The following is a 24057-nucleotide window of genomic DNA, read 5'->3' as shown; positions in this document are numbered from 1 at the left end:
GGACATGAAGCAGGTAGCCCAGAACTATCGCTCCGGTGAGCTCGTGGTGCTCGACGTGCCGGCTCCGGCGTGCAAGCCCGGCGGGGTGCTCGTGCGGACGCTGTACTCGTTGATCTCCACGGGGACCGAGATGATGAAGGTCACCGAGGCCCGGCTCTCGCTGATCGGCAAGGCGCGGGCCAGGCCGGACCAGGTCAAGAAGGTCCTCGACTCGGTGGCGCAGCAGGGTCCGGTTGCCACGTACAAGAAGGCCATCAACACCCTGGACAGCTACACCCCGCTCGGCTACTCGCTCTGCGGCGTCGTCGTGGAGGTGGGGGCTGGTGCCGAGGAGTTCGCCGTCGGGGACCTGGTGGCCGCGGCCGGCAACGAGTTCGCGCTCCACGCCGAGGTGAACTGGGTGCCCGTCAACCTGTGCGTCGCCGTGCCCGCCGGGGTCGAGCCGGAGCACGCCGCGTTCGCGACCGTGGGCGCCATCGCGATGCAGGGTGTCCGGCGCAGTGAGGCCCAGCTCGGGGAGATGGCGTGCGTCATCGGGCTCGGGCTCATCGGGCAGCTGGTCGTCCGGCTGCTGGTGGCCTCCGGCGTCCGGGTGGTCGGCGTCGACACGGTGCCGGAGCGGTGCCGGATGGCCGAGGCCGCCGGCGCCCTGACGTGCGGAGCCCCCGACGACGACGGTGCGGCCCACGTCGAACAGGCCATCCTGGCGGCTACCAGCGGGCTTGGCGCCGACCACGTGTTCCTCGCCGCCGGCGGCGACAGCAACGGACCCGTCGAGCTGGCCGCCCGCCTCGCGCGGGATCGCGCGCGGGTCGTCGACATCGGCAAGACCAAGCTCGACCTGCCGTGGAACGCCTACTACGAGAAGGAGCTCGACGTCCGGTTCTCGCGCTCGTACGGTCCCGGCCGCTACGACGACCGGTACGAGCTCGAGGGCATCGACTACCCCGCCGGCTATGTGCGGTGGACCGAGCGTCGAAACCTCCAGTGCTTCCTCGACCTCCTGTCGGGCAAGTCCCTCGAGGTGGCCTCCCTCGTGTCCGGGACGCGGCCCATCGCAGACGCGCCATCGGTCTACGAGGAGATGCGCACCGGATCGATGCGCGGCATCGGCTTCCTGTTCGAGTACCCGCGCCCCGCGGTCGATGCCGACGGTTCCACGGGTGAGTTGTTCACCCGCACGGTGACCCTTCCGCGCTCGTCCGCTCCGAGGACGCGGCTCGAGGGAGCCACCGCGCGGCTGGGCTTCATCGGTGCCGGTAGCTACGCCAGCTCCATGTTGCTGCCCCACCTCGCGAAGCACCCGGCGGCGACGTTGGCCACCGTGGCGACGACTCGTTCGCTGTCCGCCGTCAACGCGCAGCGCAAGTTCGGGTTCGAGGCGCTGACGACCGACGCCAGTGTGGTCCTCGAGGACCCGACGATCGACGCGGTGTTCGTCGTCACGCGGCACCACTCGCACGCCGACTTCGTCTGCCGGGCGCTCGAGCAGGGCAAGGCCGTCTTCGTCGAGAAGCCCCTGGCCCTGACGCCCGAGCAGGTGGACCGCATCCTGGAGGTCGTGGAGAGGACCGGTAACGACCGCGTCATGGTGGGGTTCAACCGCCGCTTCGCGCCCCTCTTCACCGATTTGCGCGGACGCTTCGGCCGTCCGACCGGACCCATGAGTGCCCGCTACCTCGTCAACGCGGGATCCCTCGACGCCACGAGCTGGTACCTCAACGAGGAGCTCGAGGGTTCACGGTTCCTCGGTGAGGGTGGGCACTTCATCGACACCCTCAGCGCCTGGATCGGGCACGACCCGGTGCGGGTGATGGCGCAGCAGACCTCCAACGGCGCGGATCTGCACGTCCTGCTCACGTATGCCGACGGCTCGCTCGCGAGCATCACCTACGCGACCGATGGCGACAGCCGGTTCCCGAAGGAGACGCTGGACGTCTCCGGTGGTGGCAGCAACGCCCGTCTCGACAACTTCTCCCGCGCCACCCTCTGGAGCCGCGCGGGCAAGGACGTGAAGCGCTCGTATGCCGGTCAGGACAAGGGACAGCGCGCGGAGGTGGCCGCCTTCGTCGACGCGGTGGTCGCAGGTCGCCCGATGCCCATCTCGCTGGAGTCGCTGGTGGCGACCACCCGGGCGACGATCGCCGTCGGCCAGAGCCTTGTGTCCCACGAGGCAGTGTCACCATGAGCAGGTCCGCGCAGTGGTACCTGCGTCGGCTGCGCGGAATGACGCCAGACGAGGTGCTGCAGCGAGTCGCAGACCGGGGACGCCAGGCGCTGTGGGCGCGCCGGCGGGTGGAGCTGGGCGCAGCGCCCGGGACCGTCGCGGGACTCCTGCCTGATCGTCGGTTTGCCAGTGCGCTGGAGCCGGACGTGAGGGGACAGGTGCCGGCAGCGGCTCGGGACGCGGTGGTCACCGCGGCCGATCGGCTGCTGCGAGGTGAGTATGCCGTGCTGGGCACCAGCCGTCGCGACATCCTCGACCCCGACTGGTTCCACGACCCGGTGACGGGTCGCCGCGCTCCCCAGGACGTGCTGGCCTTCCGCATCGACCACCGCGACGAAGGCGTGACGGGAAACATCAAGTCGGTGTGGGAGCTGTCGCGACACCACCACCTGACGGTCCTCGCGGCCGCCTGGTGGCTGACCGGCGACGAGCGGTACGCCGACACCGTGGCTCGGCAGCTCAGGTCGTGGTGGGCCGCCAACCCCTTCCTCTCCGGGGTGCACTGGACCAGCGGTATCGAGATCGGGGTCCGGCTCATCAGCTGGGCATGGGTGCGACGGCTGCTGGACGGCTGGCCGGGGGCAGCCGGGCTGTTCGAGGACAACGCTGACGCCCTCCAGCAGCTCAGGTGGCACCAGGAGTTTCTCGCCGCCTTCCGAAGCACTGGGTCGTCGGCCAACAACCACCTGGTTGCCGAGGCAGCCGGGCAGCTGGTCGCGGCCTGTGCCTTCCCCTGGTTCCGCGAGAGCGACGAGTGGCGCACTCGCGCGACGGTCGAGCTGGAGAACTCGTTGGCCGCCAACACCTTTTCCAGTGGGCTGAACCGAGAGCAGGCCTCCGACTACCACCGCTTCGTGACCGAGCTGGGCCTGGTGTCGCTGGCCGAGGCGGGTCGTGCGGGCCACCCTCTGAGCCCCTCGACCAGGTCGTTGCTGGTGTCGTCCCTGGACGCTGCGGCCGCCATGCTCGACGCGAGTGGGCGCCCACCTCGACAGGGCGATGGTGACGAGGGTCGCGCCCTGGTGGTCGACGGCCCGAACGTCGATCCATGGGCAAGCCTGCTTGCAGCGGGTGGTGCCGTCGTCGGGCCTCTTGGCTGGTGGCCGCCGACGGTGGCCGGCGTCCAGAGCACCGTGCTCCGCGCCGTCGCCGCCGGCACGTCGACGGCCGCGGGCGCCGAGAGCACCCCACTGCCTGAGCGGGCCGCGAGCGCCCCGCTCGCCTTTCGCGACGCGGGCCTCTACGTGCTCCGCACCCCCGCCGGCCAGGGGCCCGAGATCTGGTGTCGCTGTGATGGAGGCCCACACGGGTTCCTGTCCATCGCGGCGCATGCCCACGCGGACGCCTTGTCGGTCGAGGTCCGCTGCGACGGTGTCGAGCTGCTCGTCGATCCCGGGACGTTCTGCTACCACGGAGACCCCGTCTGGCGGCAGTACTTCCGCTCCACTGCCGCGCACAACACCATCGAGGTGGACGGCGTCAGCCAGTCCGTCGAAGGCGGGCCATTTCTCTGGAGCAGCCAGACCGACGCCGTGGTCGACCACTTCGAGCCGGACGGCCCGGTGCAGGCGTGGACGGCTCACCACGCCGGCTATGCGCGACTTGATCCTCGACTTCGTCACGAACGTACGGTGACGCTGGACCCGGTCGAGCGCGCGCTCCGCGTCACGGACACCCTGACGGGGTCCGCGTCCGCGCGGCATACCCTGCGCCTGGCGTGGCACCTTGGACCGGAGGTCCGGGCGCGGCTCACTGACGGAGGGGCGCAGCTGTCCTGGACGGGGGAGTCGGGTCCTGGCCGCGCCCTGCTCCGCCTGCCTCAGTCGCTGACGTGGTCGAGCCACCGCGGTGAGGTGGACCCGGTCCTGGGGTGGTACTCCCCCCGCTTCGGGGAGAAGGTGCCGACCACCACCCTGGTGGGCTCCGGCTCGTGGACGGGCGCACTCACCCTGCAGACCGGTCTCGATCTCACCGAGAGTGCCGCGGCGGTGCGGGCCGCCTCCTTCTCGTCGCCCGGTGAGGAGGAGTCGTGAGCGAACAAGCCCTCGACCTGAGAGCGACCTGGGCGATCGCCCGCCGTCGCGCGTGGATCCTCGCGCTCGCGGCCGCCATCGGGGCGGTCGACGGAGGTGTCGCCCTGTCGATGCGTCCTCCGGAGTACAGCAGCACGAGCAAGGTTCTCCTCCCCGTGGCCTCGCAGGGGTCGACCGTCGCACTCCCCGCCCACGGCATCGACACCCAGGTGCAGATCGCCCAGAGTGAAGCGGTGCTCGGGCCTGCCGGACAGGCAGTCACCCCCGCACTCACCGCAACCCAGGTGGCCAAGCGGGTGACCGTCAAGGCCGCGACGACGGACCTGATGAGCATCACGGCAACCGGGACCACTCCTGAGCAGGCGCGGGCACTGTCCGGCGCCGTCGCCCAGGCGGAGCTCGACTACCTCAAGGCCGCGGCGAACACGGTGCAGGCGCAGGCCAGAGGCGCCCTCTCCACCCGAGTCGCCGCGCTGCAGGCCAGCCTCGCGGCGGTGAACTCCGAGATCAAGAAGACCGATGTGCGACTTGCCGGCGAGTCCCCGTCCTCGCCTGCGGGCAAGGCGGACGCGGCTGCGCGCGCGCAGCTGACAGCGCAACAGGGCAACTTGGTGCTTCAGGTCGACAAGCTCCAACAGGAGACCGCGAACCAGTCCCTTGCCCAGCCCGGTGCCGTTGCCACCCTGATCGAAGCAGCCTCGCCGGCCGTGACCACGTCGCCCTTTGTCAGCGCTGCCCTCTTCGGGGTGGGGGGTGCCGCAGCTGGTGCCCTCCTGGTCCTGCTCATCCTCGTGCTGCGATCCCGTCGCGAGCGGGCCGTTCGTTCGCGGGACCAGATCGCCGATGCCGTCGGAATCCCTGTCGTGGCGTCCATCGAGAGCCATGCCCCGCGCTCCGTCGCGGGGTGGACCGGACTGCTCAAGAGCTACGCGCCGCACAACGTCGAGACGTGGACCCTGCGCCAGCTGGTGCGCCTCGTGACGCCGGGCCACCCGGGAAGCCTCGCACCCGATTCCGACGATGACACCGGGCCGACGGGAGTCGTCTTCCTGACGCTGTCCGGAGACGTCAAGGCCCTGGCGGTCGGTCCACAGCTCGCGTCCTTCGCGGCATCGTCCGGTCTCCAGACCCAGCTGCTCACCGCACAGATGCATGAGTCGGCGAACGCGCTCCGGGTTGCGTGCGCGGGCCTCGCGCACGATGAGCAACCGCGTCCCAGGCTGTCGGTCGACGGCAGCGGCCACGCCCAGCGTTCCGCGGACCTCGTGGTGCACATCGCCGTGGCCGACCGTCAGCGTCCTGAGCTGCGCCTGGGGGTGGGCAAGGCCGTGATCCTGCTCGCGGTGACAGCAGGATCAGCCACGGCGGAGGACCTCGCCAGGGTTGCGCTCGCCGCTGACGACTCGGGCAACTCCATCGCTCGAATCGTCGTCGTCGACCCTGACCCCCTGGACCGCACCACGGGACGCCTCCTGCCCTCGGAACGCGCAGCCCAGGTGCCACTCCCGTCGCTCATGACCGGCACCGCGGCCACGACCGAGGCGACCGCCCTGAGGGCTCGCCGGAGGCTCCGATGATCGACGTCTCCTGGCGCATCGAGGATGAGGACCGCGACTTCGAGATCACCGGCGCACCGCGACCGCTTCTCGGCACCTGGCACTACCTGCGCAACTCCCTCCGCCGCGCGTGGCGCACCTGGAGCGTCCTCGCCGTGCTCGGGGCTGCGCTCGGCCTCGCCGTGATCGTGCTGGTACCCCCGGCCAGCAAGGGCACCGTGATGGTGTTGATGGCCCACCCCGCGAACCTCGACGCGCAGTCGGCCATGGCGACCGACCTCAGCCTGCTCAACACCCGAGAGGTGGCCTCCCGCACCGTCAAGGCACTGTCGCTGGACATGTCGCCGGAGGCCTTTCAGTCGACCATCACTGCCGAACCGGTCACCCCCGAGGTGCTCACCATCTCTGTCTCGGCACCGGACGACGGGTCGGCGGTGACCCGGGCTGATGCCCTGACCGAGCAGTACCTCACATTCCGTGCCCAGCAGCTGAAGTCCCTCAGTCGTGGCCTGATCGACGGGTACAAGTCCCGGATCGACACCCTCCGAGCCCAGGTCACCACCCTCACGGCCTCCTACAACGAGGAGCTCCTGAAAGGCGCGGACGGGCAGAGCCAGGCTTCCGACATCCTCACCCGTCGCACCCAGCTGAACTCGCAGATCGTCGAGCTGCAGTCGGCGTTGGAGGATGCCTCGCTGAGCGCGGACGCCGCCATCGCGTCCACGCACGTGATCGACCCCGCGACGGTCGAGAGACGGTCCCTCAAGAGGCTGCTGGTCCTCAACGTGGCGTCAGGTCTCATCGCGGGAAGCGCCCTGGGAGTCGGTTTCGTGCTGTTCCGGGCTCTCACGTCCACCAGGGTGCGACGCCGCCAGGACGTGGCGCTCGCCCTCGGCGCCCCGGTTCGGTACAGCGTTGCCTCGCGAGGACCCACGGAACGCCGCTTCGCGCCCCTGCGGTGGATCTCAGGGCCGTGGCACGCGCGTGACCTTGCGACGCTCGTCCACGGCTTGGCCTCAGCGCTGCCGGACCGCAGTGACACCACCCTGGCGGCGCTGCCTGCCGCCCCGGTCCGAGCCGGGTGGGTCGACGACCGGCAACAGGTCGTGGCCATGGTCGCCATCGGCAACGCAGGGGTGGCCGCCGAGGTGATGGCTGCGCTGGCACTCCAGCTCGATGCCCTCGGAAGGGCTGTGTTGCTGGTCGACCTCAGCCCGTCCGGAGCGCTGGTCGCCCACCTGTCGTCCAGGCGGTTTGCCAGGCGCGCCTCCCGCATGGCGTCGAGGGAGGCCTCCGAAGCAGCTCGGGCGCTTGGTTCGCCGACGGTGTTCCGTCCCACCGGGGCGGTCGGGCTGGCACGCGGGCCTCTGCGCGCGGCTCGCGGCGACTCGGCAGCCCTTCCCACCGAGGAGTCCCTGCGTGAGTCGTGGGCCGCGGCGGACGTCGTCCTCGTCCTGGCCGACGTCGACCCGGGGATCGATGCCGAGAACCTCGCGTCATGGGTCGGGCGGGCAGTGCCGCTCATCACCGCCGGCCAGTCCTCCCCGGAGCTGTTGCAGACCACGGCGGAGCTGGTCCGGGCGGCCGGTCTCGAGCTCCCCTTCGCCATGATGGTCGGGTCCGACGACACCGACGAGAGCCTCGGCCTCAAGGGCTCCCATGACTCGGGGTCCATGGCAGGGAGCCAGCGGTGAGCACTACCGCAACGGCGGGCCGCTGGGTCAGGCCATGGCCTCGCACGGATGAGCTCCGGCCGACCTCGTCCCTGCGGACCCGCGCCTCGGAAGTGCCGAGACTCCTGTTCCTGGCGTGGGGGGCCCTGTTCTGCAACGTCCTCACGCCGACAGGGGTGTCGACGATCGTGCCGATCCCGGGCCCAGTCACCCAAGCCATCGCGCAGGGTTCCCTCATCCTCGCCGTGGTGCTGGCGTTGTTGGTGAATCCCCGGATCGTCATCCGGCCGCACCTCTTCCTGGTGCTCCTGTCCGTCATGGCTGTGGTGGCCCTGGCCGTCAGCATCCACAGCGTCTTCTTCCTGGGGTCGACCTATCGCGCCATGCGACTGGTCGGCTTCGTGGCCTGCCTGTGGCTGCTGTCCCCTTGGTGGGGCGCTCGGGACCTCCTGCTCCTGCGGGTCCACCGCCTCTGCCTGTGGGGAGCCCTGATCCCCGTTGCCCTCGGAGCCCTGATCGCGCCCGGCAAGGCGTTCGCCTTCGAAGGACGCCTGTCCGGGGTGATCTGGCCCATGTGGCCGACCGCCGTGGCGCACTACGCAGCAGTGCTGCTCGGCACGTCGGTCGTGCTGTGGCTGTGCCGCACCATCGGTGGGAGACATGCCCTGGTGGCCGTCGTGCTCTCGACGGCCTGTCTCCTGGGTACGCACACCCGCACTGCCCTGCTCGGTGCCATCACGGGGCTCATCGTGGCCGCGGGCAGTCTCTTCCTCGGGCACGCACGCGTCCGGCGGACCTCGGTGACCACACTCGTCGCCGTGATCGTCGGCGCCACCCTCTTTGCCCCGCAGGTGCTGCGCTGGGCTGCTCGCGGCCAGTCGGCGGAGCAGGCGACTGACCTGACTGGTCGGGCCACGGTGTGGACCGCAGTGTCGAACACCAGCCGCCCACGAATCCAGGAGCTCTTCGGATCGGGCCTGTCGGACAAGTCCTTCACCGGTCTGTCCGTGGACAGCAGCTGGGTGGCCACGTATCTCGACCTCGGATGGTTCGGCGTGGTCCTGCTCGTCACCTTCCTGTGCGTGCTGTTGGGGATGGCCGTCACCCACCCGCGGGGTCCGCGGCGCGCCATCGCCCTGTTCCTGATCACGTACTGCGTGTTGTCCTCGATCACGGAGACCGGCCTGGGTGACGCCTCGGCATACCTGCTCGACCTCGTGGTTGCGGCGTCCCTGGTCGTTCGTCCTGCACGTCGAGGGGCCACATGAGGATCCTGGTCATCCACGGTCGGTACCGGTCAGCGGCTCCGAGTGGGGAGAACATCGTCGTCGACCAGGAGGGAGCCGCGCTCCGCGCCGCCGGCCACGACGTCGAGCTCTTCGAACGGCACAGCGACGACATCGCCGGGTGGTCGCTGCCGCGCAAGGCAGCACTCCCCGCCACGACGCTGTGGAACGGCGAGGTCAAGCGCGACCTGGCGGCCCACATCGTGGCGACGCGACCGGATGTCGTGCACGTCCACAACACCTTTCCCCTGATCAGCTCCTCGGTCCTGTATGCGTGCCGCGATGCCGGGGTGCCTGTCGTCGCGACGATCCACAACTACCGGCTCCTCTGCGCAGGGGGTGGCTTCTTCCGCGACGGCGAACCGTGCCATGACTGCTCAGCCGGGCGCGGGGGGCCAGCCCTCCTGCACGGCTGCTACCGAGGGTCGCGTCTGGCAACGCTTCCGATCGTCGCCGCCAACCTCATCCATCGCCCGGCGTGGCAGCGTCTCGTTGCTGCCTACGTCTTCATCTCGGAGTCGCAGAAGAACCTGATGGAGGACCTCGCCCTCCCCCCGGAGCGGGTCTTCGTGAAGCACAACTTCGTCGTCGGCGGCGAGCTTCGCACGAAGGAGCGCGAGCACGTGGTGACCTACGTCGGCCGGCTGGACGCGGCCAAGGGCGTACCCCTCCTCATGAGCGCGTGGGACGCCTTCCGGGCCGAAAACCCCCACTCCGCACTGCGACTGACGGTGGTCGGCGGGGGTCCGCTGGAGGCGGAGGTGAAGGCCTGGGGCGCCAGGCACCCGACCGTGGAGCTGGCCGGCCTGGTGTCGCGCGAGCAGGTCGGCGACATGCTGGCCCGGTCGGTGGCGAGTGTGGTGACCTCACAGTCGGAGGAGACCTTCGGGCTGGTGGCCGTCGAGGCGATGGCGGCGGGGGTCGCATCGCTCGCCCCGGCAATGGGGCCCTTCCCGGAGCTCATCACGCAGGGGCTCGACGGCGTCCTGTTCCGAGCCGGAGATGCTGCTTCGCTTGCGGGGACCTTCGCCCAGATCGACCGGGATCCGCAGCGATTCGTCGCCATGGGCCTGCAAGGACGCGCGACCTACGAGCGCCGCTTCCAGCCGGAGAGCAGCCTCGAGCGTCTGCTGGAGATCTACGACTTCGCCATCGCCAACCCCGTCACCGCGCCCCCCAGGGTGGCTTCGAAGGGCCGCTGACGCGTCGCCCCGTCAACGCGGCCTGGTCGCCACGGCCGGTCAGTCGCGCACCACGGCTCCGCTGAGGAAGTCGAGAAGCCTGGGGCCCTGCACCGCCGTCGTGAACTCGGTCCGGGCGCGTGCCTTGGCGGCGACACCCATGGCCACGCGCCTCTCGGGGTCCGACATGACGGCGATGAGCCGGTCAGCGCCGGCGCCCGGGTCGTCGAGTGGCCAGAAGTCACCCTCCAATCCGGGGCTGAGGATCTCGGGGATGCCCCCTACAGGCGCCGTGAGGACGGGGAGACCCTCGGCCATTGCCTCCACGAGAGCTATCCCGAAGCTCTCCATGCGCGAGGCGTGGCAGTACACCTGATGGCCCGCGACCATCGGCCGGGGATCGGGTTGGTAGCCGACGAAGGTCACCTGGGTGGTGAGGCCGAGGAGTGCGGCCCTCTTCTCCAGGCCGGCACGGTCCGGACCGTCGCCGATGACCGTGAGCGTGTAGCGATGGCCGCGTTCGGCGGCGGCCGCCAGGACCTCGAGAAGGTAGCCCTGGTTCTTGCGCGGTTCCAGTGCTCCGACGGTGACGAGGTCCGCGATCGGGGTGACGGGTGGCCGGTCCACGATGTCGACGGCATTGGGTATGACGACGCCTGGGACCGCGCGCAGCGCTGGCAGCCGCTCCTCCAGCAGGGATCGCATGAACTGCGAGACGTAGACGACGCCGTCGAGCCGAGGCAGGACGTCTGCCTCGAACGACCGGATCGACGAGTAGGTCCGACCAGCTCTGGGGATCTCGCCCTTGTCCGCCCACTCGTCGGCCTGCGAGATGTTGAAATGGACTGCCATGACTACGGGTTCGTCATTGCGCACGCGCATCGCCGCACTGGCGGACACCGGGCACTGGGCATACACGACAGCTGGTCCGGCGGTCTCGGCGAGGCGCGCTGACAGCCCGCCCCGGAGGTAGGTCTCGTGCCACTGCCGGTACCACCACACGCCCAACGGTCCGCTCATCCGACCCAGGACCAGGCGTGCCCCGAACACCGGCATGCGGGTCAGGGACCTCTGGGAGAACGGTGTCACCACGGTGGCGGCACGCCCGCTGGACCGTGCGTACGAGCGAACGGTGGCAACGTGGCTCTGGACCCCGGAGCCCCCCGCCTCACGCAGGAGGGTCGCCAGGACGATCGTGGGTTCCGGCACTGGAGCTGGCTGCACGAGTCCCCTTGAGTGGTGTGGTGTTCCGGGCCGGGCGCCCGGTCTGCGATTCTCTCCGAACGCCGGGTCGGCCGCCACCCGCATCCAGCGAAGTCTGCTGCCCTGGCGGGTAGACTTCACGTACTCGATCGTCAGGTGACACGGACCCCGTGCACCCTGGAACCTGCCGGTTCGAGGTCCAGGTGGGGAGGTCTCCGGATGACACAGGGGGGAAGCCGCTCGGCGAGTGGCGCCGCGACGTCGGTGTCATCTGCGGCGGCCGTGTCATCGACGCTCGCCATGGGGGCGGCACTGGCCTACCTGGCGCTCGCGGCACTCGTGACGACTGCGCGAACTCGCGGAGTCGACTCCAGCGTCTACTGGTTCTTCCGGCCGGGCGGGGTCTGGGGACGTACCCAGCGGATCAATGCAGACCTCGTCGACGGACTGGAGCCGCGCGTCGTCTTCTCCACTCTCGCTGTCGTGGCTGTCCTCTTCGCGGTTCGCCGGCGCTCCTGGCGCCCGTTGACGGTCGTCGCCGTGTTGTCAGTCGTGACGGCCCTGATCACCATCGTGACGAAGGTGGTCGTCCAGCGAGCAGACACCGGGGGAGCCTTCGGAGTCGGTGGGGGCAGCTTTCCCTCTGGGCACGCTGCGGCCATCACGGTCTGCATCTTCGGCCTGCTGATGCTCTTCCGGGTGCGAATTCGCCTCTGGGAGTGGGCAGTCCTGCTGTTGGTCGCCATGGTGGTGACCGTCCCGCTGCTCTTCGTCGGCCTGCACTGGTTGACCGACGTGGTCGGCGGCATCCTCGTCGGGCTCGCCGTGAGCTCCGCTCTGAGCTCGGTCCTCCTGCTGCGCCCGCGTCCCGGCGTCCGGCCTGGGTCTCCGCGGGATTCGCAGGATTCGCGGTGACAGGGTCGAGACTCGTCCTCATGGCGGTCGGCGTCCTGCTGGTGGGATCACTCTCCGCCAGCCATCCGCGCGACGTCCGAGCCGGGGTCGGACCACGGCCGGCCAACGGGTCGACCACCCAGCCGGCCGGCGTCGGGCCCCCGGGAGGTGCCGCGCCTGTGGCGCCCACGCAGGCACCTGCCCGCCCGCCCGTGGCGGTGTGCGACTCCGTGCTCCTGCGCGGCCCGGCCGCAGCGCCCCAGGGTGCGGTGGTCGTCGGGCTGTCCGACGACCTCGAGTCCGTGACCGACAGCAACGACCCCGGCACGACGTTCTGGTTGGCCGCAGGCACCCACCATCTCGGTGACGGGCAGTACAACCAGGTCCACCCGAAGGCCGGCAACCGCTACGTGGGAGCGCCGGGGGCCATCATCGACGGTCGCCACCTCAACCAATATGCCTTTGGTGGACAGGAGGCGGGGGTCCACATCTCCTACCTGACGATCCAGGGGTTCGGCTCCGCGGGCGAGAACTTCAACGAGGGCGTGGTCAACCACGACTTCGCCACCGGGTGGGTGTTCTCGCACGTGACGGTGCAGGGCAATGCAGGGGCGGGGTTGCTCCTGGGCACCGACAACGTCCTCGAGCTGAGCTGCATCCGAGGCAATGGTCAGTCCGGATTCAACGCCTATCGACCCGACGGTGGCCGGAACCTCGTGGTCGACCGCAACGAGATCACGGACAACAACACCGACGACTGGGAGGAGAGTCAACCCGGCTGTGGCTGCACCGCCGGGGGGAAGTTCTGGGACACACGAGGTGCCGTCGTGACCAACAACTACGTCCATGACAACCGGGGCGTGGGACTGTGGGCGGACACCGACAATGTCGGCTTCCGCTTCCAGGGCAACTACTTCTCGGAGAACGACGGCGAAGCGCTGTGGTACGAGATCAGCTACAACGCCGAGATCATCGCGAACACGTTCATCCGCAATGCACTGGTCAAGGGGCCGGCCAACCCTGGCTTCCCGGCGGGGGCGGTCTACCTCTCCGAGGCGGGCCAGGACTCCCGCGTCGAGCCCACCGTGGGTGCCTCTTTCGTCATCGCCCGCAACACCTTCATCGACAACTGGGGTGGGGTCGTCCTCTGGGAGAACGCTGATCGGTTCGCCGGATCACCCAGCAACACGAGCAGCGACTACGGGACGCTGGTGAACCCGGAGGCGACGGTGGGGCAGTGTGCGAAGAAGGACGTGGTGAGCCGCCCGCCCTACCGCAGCGACTGTCGGTGGAAGACGCAGAACGTCCAGGTCCATGACAACTCCTTCTCGTTCGACCCGGGCCGGCTCGGCGCAGCCTGCACGGTCGAGAACACCTGCGGCTACCAGGGGTTGTTCTCCAACTCCGGAAGCTCCCCTGACTGGTCGCCATACCTCGGCGATGTCGTCCAGCGCGCAATCACCTTCTCGCAGAACAACAAGTGGTTCGACAACACCTACGTGGGCCCGTGGTCGTTCATGGTGCTCGCGCAGGGCAACACCGCGACCTGGGACGTCTGGCGAGCACAGCCCTACGGACAGGACGTCGGCAGCTCGATGCGGTGAGGTCCCCACCGATGCTCCAGCAAGGAGGCTCCACGCTGAACCTGCACGGCGGCGCTGAACCTGCAGGGCGGCGAAGGGCTCACTGCTTGAGTGGGGCTGATCTCACTCCTTGGGCCAGCGCGGCCAGGTTCGGTGAAGTGCCGTCCCTGTAGACGAGGGTCAGCTGGTCGTCCTTGAACCAGGCCGCCACAGCGGGCGCACCCGTGGTGAGGGCCATGACCCCGTCCTTCGTCCTCACGAACCGCGGCGCCGACTTCGACGCGGTGACCGCGTTGAGCAGCTGCACGACGTACTGGTCCTGGAAGGTCGTGCTCTTCGCGACTCCGCGCTTGGTCGTGTACACCGCGACAGCGCCCACGTCGCGGCCGGCGACCGTCAGCGAGTGGATGGCCGAGGAGGTGATCACGTGGGCCGAGGCCTTGCTGACCGCAGCGAACCGCTGCTTGTCCTTCGCGGAGGGCGCGCCGTAGCCGATCGTCCCCACCCTTCCGGGCGTGATGACAGGCATCGCCGCCCGTGGGTCCCTGACGATCCGGGCACTGGTGGCGGACGCCTTCCCGGTGGCGGGCGCCTTCGCGCTGGGGGCGGCCGAGCCTGCTGTCGCCTGCGTTGACGCAGCTGCCGGCGCACCGGTCGCTCCGGACCCGGTGGACGAGCCGGAGTCGGTGCAGCCGGTGAGCGTGGCGACGACGAGGGCGCCAACCACCGGGAGCCAAGCAGTCCTGCGCATCAGCAAAACCTCCCTCGTGCCCCGGCAGCCGCGCTCGCCGCGCCCCGGCGGCTCCCACCACGGTCTCGTCGACCATAACCAGCGCGCAGGGACCCCTGACACCTGCGAATGCTGTAGACGCCCCAGTGTTCCAGGCGTCGTCGTCGCTGGATGAGGCCGTCGGTGGCGGCGGTTAGAGTGGTGGGCACTCCCCATTCGTCGTCCACCCGCACGTCGTTTGATGTGGGGCTTTCGTGCTGCCCACGCGGCCGCTGCGCCCCCGCCAAGCTGTCTCCAGGAGCCTTGTTATGACCCTCGCCCCGCTGCTCGACCTCCTCGGTGCCGATGCCGCCGTCGGTCGGGCTCTCGCGGTCGCCCGCGCGGGCGAGCAGGTCGCCGACCTGGCCGTCACGGCCGGTGCCAGGCCGGCCCTCATCGCCGCGCTCGCCCGCGACAGTGGTCGGCCGATCCTCGCGGTGACGGCGACGACGCGCGAGGCCGAGGACCTGGTCGCGGCGCTCGGGTGCTTCCTCGACCACGACCGCGTCGCCGAGTTCCCGGCCTGGGAGACCCTGCCCCACGAGCGGCTCAGCCCGCGCAGCGACACCGTCGGCAAGCGGCTGGCCGTGCTGCGCCGGCTCAAGCACCCCGACTCCTCCGACCCGACCTACGGCCCGCTCGACGTCGTCGTGGCCCCGGTGCGGGCCGTGCTGCAACCGGTTTCGCAGGGCCTGGGTGACCTCGCCCCGGTCGCCCTCAAGGCCGGCGACGACGCGCCCCTCGAGGAGGTCGTCGAGCACCTCGCGGCCGCGGCATACACGCGCACCGACCTCGTGGAGCGGCGCGGGGAGTTCGCGGTCCGTGGCGGCATCCTCGATGTCTTCCCGCCCACCGAGGACCACCCGGTGCGGGTCGAGTTCTGGGGCGACACGGTCGAGGAGATCCGCTGGTTCAAGGTCGCCGACCAGCGCAGCCTCGAGGTCGCCGAGCACGGGCTCTGGGCCCCGCCCTGTCGCGAGGTGCTGCTGACCGACTCGGTGCGCGCTCGAGCCGCCGCCCTGATGGACCAGCTGCCCGGAGCGGTCGACCTGCTCGCGAAGCTCGCCGAGGGCATCGCCGTCGAGGGCATGGAGTCCCTCGCCCCAGCCCTGGTCGACGGGATGGAGAGCGTCCTCGACACCCTGCGCGACGGCACCGCCGTGGTCCTGTGCGACCCCGAACGCGTGCGCACCCGCGCCCACGACCTCGTGGCCACGAGCCAGGAGTTCCTCGAGGCCGGCTGGGCCAACGCCGCCGTCGGCAACACCGTGCCGATCGACCTGCAGGGGATCCTGGGCACCGCGTCGTTCTGGAGCCTCGCCGACCTCCGCGCCCACGCCCAGGGCTCCGGTATGCCGTGGTGGGACCTCGGCCCGTTCGTCGCCGACGAGGAGCTCGCCGTGGGCGACTCGGTGGTGGTGAACACCGGCCTGGAGGAGGCGCCGCGGTACCGCGGCAGCACCCCGGATGCCGTCGCCGACCTCCAGCGCTGGGTCGCCGACGGCTGGCGGGTCGTGGTCGTCACGGAGGGGCCGGGGCTGGCCCGCCGCGTCGCCGAGGTGCTGGCCGACGAGTCCGTCGCCGCGCGGCTCGACGCCGACCTGACCGACCTCTCCGACGGCGTGGTTCACCTGACCACGGGCAGCGTCGGCAGCGGGTTCCTCTCTCCTGCAAGCAAGTTCGCCCTCATCACCGAGACCGACCTCACCGGCACGCCGGGGCAGGGTGGCTCCACCAAGGACATGCGCAAGATGCCCTCGCGTCGGCGCAACCAGGTGGACCCGCTCCAGCTCAAGCCGGGCGACTACGTCGTCCACGAGCAGCACGGTGTCGGCAAGTTCGTCGAGATGGTACAGCGCACCATCGGTGCCGCCACCCGGGAGTACCTCCTCATCGAGTACGCCCCGGGCAAGCGGGGTCAACCGGGCGACCGGCTCTTCGTGCCCACCGACCAGCTCGACCAGGTCACCCGCTACGTGGGTGGCGAGATGCCCACGCTCAACAAGATGGGCGGCAGCGACTGGGCCAAGACCAAGGGCCGGGCGCGCAAGTACGTCAAGCAGATCGCGGCCGAGCTGATCCAGCTCTACTCGGCCCGGATGGCCACCAAGGGCCATGCCTTCGCGCCGGACACCCCCTGGCAGCGTGAGCTCGAGGACGCGTTCTCCTACGTCGAGACCCCCGACCAGCTCAGCTCGATCGACGAGGTCAAGTCCGACATGGAGCGCACCGTGCCGATGGACCGCCTCATCTGCGGAGACGTCGGCTACGGCAAGACCGAGATCGCCGTGCGCGCCGCGTTCAAGGCGATCCAGGACGGCAAGCAGGTGGCCGTGCTCGTGCCGACCACGCTGCTGGTCCAGCAGCACCTGCAGACCTTCACCGAGCGCTATCAGCAGTTCCCTGTGGTCGTGCGCCCGTTGTCGCGCTTCCAGAGCGACAAGGAGGCCCGCGAGACGATCGCCGGCCTCGCCAACGGCAGCGTCGACCTCGTCATCGGAACGCACCGGCTGCTCGGCGGCACGATCCAGTACAAGGACCTCGGGCTCGTTGTCATCGACGAGGAACAGCGCTTCGGCGTCGAGCACAAGGAACAGCTCAAGACCCTGCGGACCGCCGTCGACGTGCTCGCCATGTCGGCCACCCCCATCCCGCGCACGCTCGAGATGGCCGTGACCGGCATACGCGAGATGTCGACGCTGGCCACGCCTCCTGAGGAGCGGCACCCGGTCCTGACCTATGTCGGTGCCTACGACGAGAAGCAGATCGTGGCCGCCATCCGGCGCGAGCTGCTCCGCGAGGGGCAGGTCTTCCTCGTCCACAACAAGGTGTCGACGATCGAGCGCGCCGCCAGCCGCATCCGCGAGCTCGTGCCGGAGGCCCGCGTGGCGACCGCCCACGGCAAGATGGGCGAGCACAGGCTGGAGCAGGTCGTCCTCGACTTCTGGGACAAGAAGTTCGACGTGCTGGTCTGCACGACGATCGTCGAGACCGGCCTCGACATCTCCAACGCCAACACGCTCATCGTCGAGCGCTCCGACGTCCTCGGCCTCTCCCAGCTGCACCAGCTCCGCGGCCGGGTCGGGCGAGGCCGCGAGCGGGCCTACTGCTACTTCCTCTACCCACCCGAGAAGCCGATGACCGAGACGGCCCACGACCGGCTGCAGACCATGGCCAGCCACACCGACCTCGGTGCCGGCATCCAGATCGCCATGAAGGACCTCGAGATCCGCGGCGCCGGCAACCTGCTCGGCGGGGAGCAGTCCGGGCACATCGCCGGCGTGGGCTTCGACCTCTACGTACGCCTCGTCGGAGAAGCGGTGGCCGACTTCCGGGGTGACGGCGAGACGGCGCCCGGCGAGATCAAGATCGAGCTCCCGGTCGATGCCCACCTTCCCCACGAGTACGTCCCTGGGGAGCGGTTGCGCCTCGAGGCCTACAAGAAGCTGGCCAGCGTCCTCGACGAACAGGCGCTCGCCGACATCGAGGCCGAGCTGGTCGACCGCTATGGCCCGCTGCCCGAGCCGGTCCGCAACCTCATGGAGGTGGCTCGGCTGCGCACGGTGGCCCGGCAGGCAGGGGTCGCGGACATCTCGGTGCAGGGCAACTTCGTCCGGTTCGGGCCGGTCGACCTCCCCGAGTCGGCGCAGCTGCGGCTGCAGCGGCTCTACCCGAAGTCGCTCGTCAAGGACGCGCTGCATACCATTCTGGTGCCGAAGCCGATGACGGCTCGGGTGGGTGGCCAACCGCTGCGCGACACGGCAGTCTTGCAGTGGGCCAGTGACCTCATCCGAGGCGTGCTGCTGGGCAGCGTCGCAGACGCCGCCCGGGTCGCCACCGGTCAGGACACGGTTTCGGCCCGCTGAGCCACCACACGTTGTACCGAGTGAAGGATGTAGTCCGTGAAGGCATTGAGTGCGCTGCGTGGGTCGATCGTGACGGCAGTCGTCGTCGGGGTGCTGGCCGTGTCCGGCTGTGCGACCGCCGACACCGCCGCGGTCGTCAACGGACACCGGATCAGCGAGCAGGAGGTCCAGGAGGCCACCACCCAGATCACCAAGGCCTACCCCGACTCGTCGCTCAACACGGCCAGCGCTCTCTCGAGCCTGGTGATGGCCTCCTTCATCAACCAGGTCGCCGAGGAGTCCGGCAAGGGCCTGTCCGACTCCGCGGCCAAGGCCGCCATCGCCAACATCGTGGACCCGGTGCCGGCCACCCTCGAGCTCGTGAAGTCGAGCCTGTCGTCCCAGCAGCTGACCAGCGTGGAGCAGGGCAAGGTCGTCGAGCTCGCCTCCAAGGCGAAGGTGACGCTCAACCCGCGCTACGGCACCTTCGACGCCAAGAACGTCCGCTTCGACGTCAGCCAGCCCAACTGGATCAAGGCCGAGCCGACGCAGCCGGCACCCGCCACCACCCCCGCGGGCTGAGACCAGGTGCCGGGTGAGGTGCCGGGTCAGGTGCCAGGTCGGCTGACCCTGCTGGTCGGCAGTCCGCGGATCGCAGCCGGCCTCTTCACCCGAGCCGCGTGGCAGGCACTGGACGCCGCGGACCAGATCCTCGCGCGCGACAAGAGCGAACCACTGGCCGACGCCGTGTCAGAGGCGGGTATGCCGGTGCGTCACCTCGGTGACGTCGCCCCGCCCGAGCTGGCGCGCACCCTCATGGATGCCGCTGCACAGCCGGCCGACGTCGTCTGGGTGTCCTCGGCCCACGGGGACCCGGGGCTCACCGACGCGATCGCCTCGGAGGTGTCCCGGCTGGGTGCGCCGCCGGAGGTGGAGGTGCTCGTGGCGTCGTGGGACGTTCCCGGCTCGCGGTTGCTCGACCTCGTGGCCGTCATGGACCGGCTCCGGTCGCCCGGCGGCTGCCCCTGGGACGCCGAGCAGACCCACGAGTCGCTGGTGAAGTACCTCATCGAGGAGAGCCACGAAGCGGCCGAGGCGATCGAGTCCGGTGACCGTGACCACATCCGCGAGGAGCTCGGCGACGTGCTGCTCCAGGTGGTCTTCCAGGCTCGCGTGGCCCAGGAGCACGACACCGAGCCCTTCGACGTCGACGACGTCGCCGGCGCGATCATCGAGAAGCTGGTCCGCCGGCACCCCCACGTCTTTGCCGACGGCGACGCCTCCACCCCCGCCGAGGTGGAGCAGGCGTGGGAGCAGATCAAGGCCGCGGAGCGCGCGCAGAAGGCGCCGCACGGTGGCGGTGAGGACGGGCACCAAGGGCTGCTCCACGGCATACCCAGGTCGTTGCCCAGCCTGCTCGCCGCCGACAAGGTGCTGGCTCGCTGGGAGCGGACCGGAGGCGACCTGTCCGCGGTGGGTGACCCCGAGGGGGACCTGGCGGCACGGCTGCTCGCCCTTGTCGCCGAGGCGCGGGCTCAGGGTGTCTCGGCCGAGGAGGTCCTGCGGCAGGCGCTGCGCGACCTCGGTCAGGACGAGCAGACCGGCACGAACGGGCGGTCCGGCAGGTAGTTGCGCCACTCCTGCTCGGTGAGCGGACGCCCGGCCAGTCGGCAGGCCGTGGCCAACCAGGACTGGGGGGCGATGGTCCAGGTGAGCACGGTCCCGCTGCTTCCGGCGAAGAGGATGTGGCTGTTGTCCTTCGTGAAGGCAGGGTCGCCATCCTCATTCACCGTCGCGGAGCCGAGGTACGCCCCGGTGCGGGCGTCCCAGTGGCTCAGCTTGCCCTCGGCCACGCTCGCAACGAGGGTGCCGTCGTCGCTGAACTTGGTGAAGTAGCCGACCAGGTGCGCCTGCGCGGCGTTGGGACGGGAGATCCATGTCAAGGAGGCGGCGTCGAGCAGGCCGACACCGGCGTCGCCCAGGTCCACGAGCAGGCGGCTGCCATCCGGCGAGGGGACCACGAGCTGCACGGTGGCGCCGAGGTCGGGCATCGGCCAGACCTTTCCGGTGACGTAGTCCACGATGAGGTCGTTGGTGTAGACGCTGTGGAGGTCGCCACTGGGCATGAACCCTGACAGGGCCAGGCCCTCCGGCGGGCCCGGCTTGTGCTCGCGCACCTGGATTGGCTCACGTGCCGGCGCCAGGGTGTGGGCGTCCAGGACGTGCAGCCTCCCGGTGGTGCTGCCGACGAGCAGGTACTTCCCGTCGGGGCTGAAGAAGGCGATCGCGGCGCCCTCGCTCGAGTCCGTCGACGCAAGCTGGTGTGCGGCAAGCACCCGGCCGGTGGCGGCGTCGAACGTGCGGACCACGGGATCACCGGTGGTGATGTTCAGGGTCTTGTTGTCGCGGTGCCAGGCGAGGTCGATGTAGCTCCGCTGGCGCATCTCGGGCCGCATCAACGGACCCAGCTTCCCCGTGGCGACGTCGCGGATCCGGAGCGCTGGGCCCCCCTCGACATAGCCCACCTTGTCGCCATCGGGGGAGACGCGGACAAGGGGTTCGCCCATGCCCGGGGACTCCCCGGCGCTCGAGGCGAGGAACCGCCGGTCCCCCTCGAGGTCCCAGGCCTGGACCAGCCCGGCGAACGTGCTGGTGTACAGGGTCCGCCCGTCGAGGCTGAACCGTGGGCTGCCGACGGGGCTGTCCTGGGCGAGGATCTCGCGGGCACCGTGCCCTTCGAGCGCCCAGACCACCAGCCGGTCTCCCGCGGCCGCCACCCGCGTGCCGTCGCGGGAGAAGGCCACTCCGCTCCGCGGGCCCTGTCCGGACAGGTAGGTCTGCGGCCGGAGCGTGGCAGTGTCCACCAGGACGGTCTCCACCCCGGCACCGACGGCCAGCAGCCGACCGTTCGGGCTCAGCACCAGCGACTCCTCGAGCTGGCGCACGCCGAGATCACGGGCCTCGATCACCCGTCGCGTCCGGCCGCTCGGGAGCTCGGTCACCACCAGCCGTCCGCCGCCCGGGTTGGTCGAGTAGAGGGTGCGGCCGTCGGGACTGACATTCGGGACTACCCCGTCGCCCAGCTGCAGGGTTGCCACGGGTTGGGCCGGCGAGCGCAGGTCCCACACTGCGGTGACGTCTCCCTTCTCGCCGTGCAGGTGCGACATGGAGACCACCAGCCAGCGGCCGTTGGGGCTGAACCCCAGGTTCTGGAACGCGTGGTACCCGGGCGGGAAGCCGCCGAGCTGCGTGGCAGACCGAGCTCCGGACTTCTCGAGGAGGACGACGGGGGGCTCGCCGCCGCTCTCGACCAGGTCCGTCCACATCGACACGGCGTAGCGACCGTCGTCCGGGCTGGCGGCCACCGCGACCCCGAGGATCTTCGCCGGGGTGGAGACCGGGTCCAGGGTCCGGCCGTCGCGCAGCTCGAGCCCCACGTCGTCGGACGCGGCGGTCGCGACCTGGCCGGTGGAGTTGTTGACGTCCATGCTGAAGACGCGACCTCTGCTGCGCACGCTGCCGATCAGCGCCGGGGCCCGGTCCAGGGTCGCCAACAGCGCGTTCCGGGTGTCCACCGTGTCGTCGAGCGTGACCGCCGCGGCGGCGAGCAGCAGGGAGCGGTCGAGGTCGTCGGTCCGCAGCGCCTCGGCCCCGAGGCGTCGGGCGTCGGCCACGAGGGCCTGTTGGTCCGCCCGGTCCGCGGCGGTCTTGGCCAGCGCCCCGGCCACGATGGCGACGGCCAGCAAGGCGGCGACGGCAGCCAGCCCGGCGCGGAGACGCTGGTTGGAGCGGCGTTCGCGTCGCACCTGTTCCTCGGTCGCACGCTGTTCGGTGTCGGCAAGAGCGGCCCCCGCCGTCAGGAAGTCCTGCTCTGCGGTGGTGAGGGACGGGTTGGCACCGTCGCGCCACTCGACTGCTCGCGCCTGGCGCACGCCCCGGTAGAGCTCGCTGTCGGGGCGGCCGAGGTCGTCCCAGCTGGTTGCCGCGACCGAGAGGTGGCGCATGATGCGCAGTCCGTCGACGTCGTCGTCCAGCCACGACCGCAGCCGCGGCCACGCCATGGCCAACGCCTCGTGGGCGATCTCCACTGTCTCGCCGTCGGTGCTGAGCAGGCGGGCGCCAACCAGCCGCTCGATCAGCAGGGTGTGGTCTTCGTCGGTGGCGACCGAACGGCGTGGGACCCGCTGTCGCACCGGTTCGCCGAGGTCGTCGGGGGCGACGAGCCGCACCATGAGGTCGCGGAGCACTCCCTGCTGCCCGGGCGTGAGGTCGCGGAAGAGGCCCTCGGCCGACTGGGAGACCGCCTCCCGGATACCGCCCGTGGCGGTGTAGCCGGCGACGGTCAGCGTCTGGCCCTCGCGTCGTTTCCAGGTCTGGCGCAGGACGTGGGACAGCAGCGGGAGGGCAGCCGGTTCGTCCTGGACCTCGCGGACGAGCAGGTCGACGAGGCCGGGCTCGAGCCGCAGTCCCGCCTGCGCTGCTGGCCCCTCGATCGCGAGCCGCAGGTCGGGCTGGGTCATGCCACCGAGCAGGTACAACCCGCGTTCGACGAGTCGGGCGAACTCCGGGTGAGCGGAGAGCTCGCCGAGCCGGTCCGCCCGGATCGAGATGACCAGGACGCCGCGCCCTCGCGTGGCGAAGGCGACGAGCTGGTCGAAGAACTCCGTGCGCTCGCTCGAGTCGGGGTCGAGCGCGAGAGCCTCCTCGCACTGGTCGACGACGAGGACGTCGGTCGCGCGGGGGTTCGTGGCGGCCAGTGAGTCGGTGGGGTGAATGCCGGGAGAGAACACCCTGACCCTGCGTCCGTCCCGCTCCAGCGCGGCGGCGACGCCGGCACGGGCCAAGGATGACTTGCCACATCCAGAAGGCCCGACCACGGCGAGGACGTGGCCCTCGTCAAGGCGCCGCAGGCAGGCGGAGATGTCGGCTTCGCGACCGAAGAACGCCGGGGCGTCGGCGACGTCGTAGGCAACCAGGCCCAGGTAGGGGCACTCGGCACTGGTTGGCGGCAGGACCGTCTCGGCGGCCAGCGAAGGGTCCTGGCGCAGGATCGCCTGCTCCAGCTGGGCGAGCTCTGGGCCGGGGTCGAGGCCCAGCTCGTTGACGAGGGTTGCCTTGGCGCGGTGCAGTGTCTGGAGGGCATCCCCCTGTCGGCCCGCCTGGTACTGCGCGAGGGCCAGGAGGCCCCAGCGCCGTTCGCGGGTCGGCTGCTCGGCGACCATGCGCAGGGCGTCTCCGAGGACGTCCTGGTAGCGACCGGACCTCAGGCCCGCTTCCGCGTGGAGATCCTCGGCGTCGCGCCAGAGCTCGACGAGCCGCTCGGCCTCGACCCTGCCGGGGCCCCAGTCCGCGAGGTCGACGAGCGGCTCCCCGCGCCAGAGCTCCCGGGCCTGTCCCGACACGTAGAGGGCCCGCTCGGGCTCCCCGTTCGCCAGCAGCTCGCGAGCCCGAGAGAGGAGGTGCTCGAAGTGGAGGTGGTCCACCTCGTCCTGGTGCAGGACCAAGCGGTAGCCACGCGGTGAAGTCTGGATCGCCTCCGCGCCGAGGGACTTGCGAAGCCTGACGATGCAGCCCTGCACGACCTTCTGCCAGGTCCCGGGCAGGTCCTCGCCCCACAGCGTCTCCGCGAGAGCCTCGGCACTGAGCTCGGTGCCGGGTCGGGTGGCCAGGGCTTGGAGGATGACGCGGTCGCGCGGACCGAGAGTCGTCCGACCGTCGTTGACCTGCAAGGATCCGAGCAGCGCGATGCGCATGTCCCGACAGTGACCCTCCCCAACGGTGGCGTCAACAGGCCTGACACCGGGTTG

The 24057-nt window shown here is 70.4% G+C and carries 14 protein-coding genes; 11 read left to right on the top strand and 3 right to left on the bottom strand.

Going from position 1 to position 24057, the window contains the following annotated elements; translation table 11 throughout:
- Positions 1-4 precede the first annotated feature (4 nt).
- The 6 genes from AC1DWR_RS08520 to AC1DWR_RS08495 are packed head-to-tail and all read left to right on the top strand — an operon-like array spanning position 5 to position 9977.
- On the top strand, positions 5-2188 hold the full coding sequence (locus AC1DWR_RS08520) for a bi-domain-containing oxidoreductase (protein ID WP_477624247.1): 2184 nt from the start codon (positions 5-7) through the stop codon (positions 2186-2188).
- Positions 2185-4260 carry an alginate lyase family protein gene (locus AC1DWR_RS08515; protein ID WP_477624246.1) on the top strand — a complete coding sequence of 692 codons (2076 nt, stop codon included), beginning with the start codon at positions 2185-2187 and terminating at the stop codon, positions 4258-4260. The genes AC1DWR_RS08520 and AC1DWR_RS08515 overlap by 4 nt, the downstream gene beginning before the upstream one ends.
- Positions 4257-5837, top strand: coding sequence for a hypothetical protein (locus AC1DWR_RS08510; protein WP_477624245.1), 1581 nt, complete (start codon positions 4257-4259; stop codon positions 5835-5837). The genes AC1DWR_RS08515 and AC1DWR_RS08510 overlap by 4 nt, the downstream gene beginning before the upstream one ends.
- Complete coding sequence (locus AC1DWR_RS08505; protein ID WP_477624244.1) at positions 5834-7510, top strand: GumC domain-containing protein; 1677 nt, start codon at positions 5834-5836, stop codon at positions 7508-7510. The genes AC1DWR_RS08510 and AC1DWR_RS08505 overlap by 4 nt, the downstream gene beginning before the upstream one ends.
- Positions 7507-8757, top strand: coding sequence for an O-antigen ligase family protein (locus tag AC1DWR_RS08500; protein WP_477624243.1), 1251 nt, complete (start codon positions 7507-7509; stop codon positions 8755-8757). The genes AC1DWR_RS08505 and AC1DWR_RS08500 overlap by 4 nt, the downstream gene beginning before the upstream one ends.
- Positions 8754-9977: a glycosyltransferase gene (locus AC1DWR_RS08495; protein ID WP_477614692.1), complete on the top strand. Its 1224-nt coding sequence runs from the start codon at positions 8754-8756 to the stop codon at positions 9975-9977. The genes AC1DWR_RS08500 and AC1DWR_RS08495 overlap by 4 nt, the downstream gene beginning before the upstream one ends.
- Before the next feature lie 39 nt (positions 9978-10016).
- Here AC1DWR_RS08495 and AC1DWR_RS08490 read toward each other — a convergent pair whose 3' ends face one another.
- On the bottom strand, positions 10017-11165 hold the full coding sequence (locus AC1DWR_RS08490; protein ID WP_477614693.1) for a glycosyltransferase family 4 protein: 1149 nt from the start codon (positions 11163-11165) through the stop codon (positions 10017-10019).
- Positions 11166-11378: 213 nt separating this feature from the next.
- On the opposite strand from AC1DWR_RS08490, the gene AC1DWR_RS08485 reads away from it, so the two are divergent.
- Positions 11379-12074 carry a phosphatase PAP2 family protein gene (locus tag AC1DWR_RS08485; protein WP_477624242.1) on the top strand — a complete coding sequence of 232 codons (696 nt, stop codon included), beginning with the start codon at positions 11379-11381 and terminating at the stop codon, positions 12072-12074.
- A complete protein-coding gene (locus AC1DWR_RS08480; protein WP_477614695.1) occupies positions 12071-13657 on the top strand; it encodes a right-handed parallel beta-helix repeat-containing protein in 1587 nt (528 codons plus the stop codon). Before AC1DWR_RS08485 ends, AC1DWR_RS08480 begins: the two co-directional genes overlap by 4 nt.
- A 79-nt stretch (positions 13658-13736) precedes the next feature.
- Here the strand turns inward: AC1DWR_RS08480 and AC1DWR_RS08475 are convergent, their stop codons facing one another.
- A complete protein-coding gene (locus AC1DWR_RS08475; RefSeq protein ID WP_477614696.1) occupies positions 13737-14387 on the bottom strand; it encodes a hypothetical protein in 651 nt (216 codons plus the stop codon).
- Between the two features lie 287 nt (positions 14388-14674).
- Here AC1DWR_RS08475 and mfd point away from each other — a divergent pair, with 287 nt between their 5' ends.
- From mfd to AC1DWR_RS08460, 3 genes are read left to right on the top strand one after another with little or no spacing between them, the layout of a single operon-like run.
- A complete protein-coding gene (gene mfd, locus AC1DWR_RS08470) occupies positions 14675-18271 on the top strand; it encodes a transcription-repair coupling factor (RefSeq protein ID WP_477614697.1) in 3597 nt (1198 codons plus the stop codon).
- Positions 18272-18307: 36 nt separating this feature from the next.
- Positions 18308-18832: a SurA N-terminal domain-containing protein gene (locus tag AC1DWR_RS08465; RefSeq protein WP_477614698.1), complete on the top strand. Its 525-nt coding sequence runs from the start codon at positions 18308-18310 to the stop codon at positions 18830-18832.
- A gap of 30 nt (positions 18833-18862) precedes the next feature.
- A complete protein-coding gene (locus AC1DWR_RS08460) occupies positions 18863-19879 on the top strand; it encodes a MazG family protein (protein ID WP_477614699.1) in 1017 nt (338 codons plus the stop codon).
- Here AC1DWR_RS08460 and AC1DWR_RS08455 read toward each other — a convergent pair.
- Positions 19837-24003, bottom strand: a complete 4167-nt coding sequence (locus AC1DWR_RS08455; protein WP_477624241.1) for an nSTAND1 domain-containing NTPase — start codon at positions 24001-24003, stop codon at positions 19837-19839. The two genes, AC1DWR_RS08460 and AC1DWR_RS08455, sit on opposite strands and share 43 nt — an antisense overlap.
- Positions 24004-24057 lie beyond the last annotated feature (54 nt).

It is taken from the genome of Pedococcus sp. P2_E2 (assembly GCF_056403955.1).
The sequence above is the reverse complement of the archived record's forward strand: the minus strand, read 5'-3'. Positions and strand labels throughout refer to the sequence as shown.

What these genes read in the sequence shown, in the direction of transcription:
- AC1DWR_RS08520 (WP_477624247.1), top strand. Translation starts at nt 5, where the DNA reads ATGAAGCAGGTAGCCCAGAACTATCGCTCCGGTGAGCTCGTGGTGCTC.
- AC1DWR_RS08515 (WP_477624246.1), top strand. Translation starts at nt 2,185, where the DNA reads ATGAGCAGGTCCGCGCAGTGGTACCTGCGTCGGCTGCGCGGAATGACG.
- AC1DWR_RS08505 (WP_477624244.1), top strand. Translation starts at nt 5,834, where the DNA reads ATGATCGACGTCTCCTGGCGCATCGAGGATGAGGACCGCGACTTCGAG.
- AC1DWR_RS08495 (WP_477614692.1), top strand. Translation starts at nt 8,754, where the DNA reads ATGAGGATCCTGGTCATCCACGGTCGGTACCGGTCAGCGGCTCCGAGT.
- AC1DWR_RS08485 (WP_477624242.1), top strand. Translation starts at nt 11,379, where the DNA reads ATGACACAGGGGGGAAGCCGCTCGGCGAGTGGCGCCGCGACGTCGGTG.
- AC1DWR_RS08475 (WP_477614696.1), bottom strand. Translation starts at nt 14,387, where the DNA reads ATGCGCAGGACTGCTTGGCTCCCGGTGGTTGGCGCCCTCGTCGTCGCC.
- mfd (WP_477614697.1), top strand. Translation starts at nt 14,675, where the DNA reads ATGACCCTCGCCCCGCTGCTCGACCTCCTCGGTGCCGATGCCGCCGTC.
- AC1DWR_RS08455 (WP_477624241.1), bottom strand. Translation starts at nt 24,003, where the DNA reads ATGCGCATCGCGCTGCTCGGATCCTTGCAGGTCAACGACGGTCGGACG.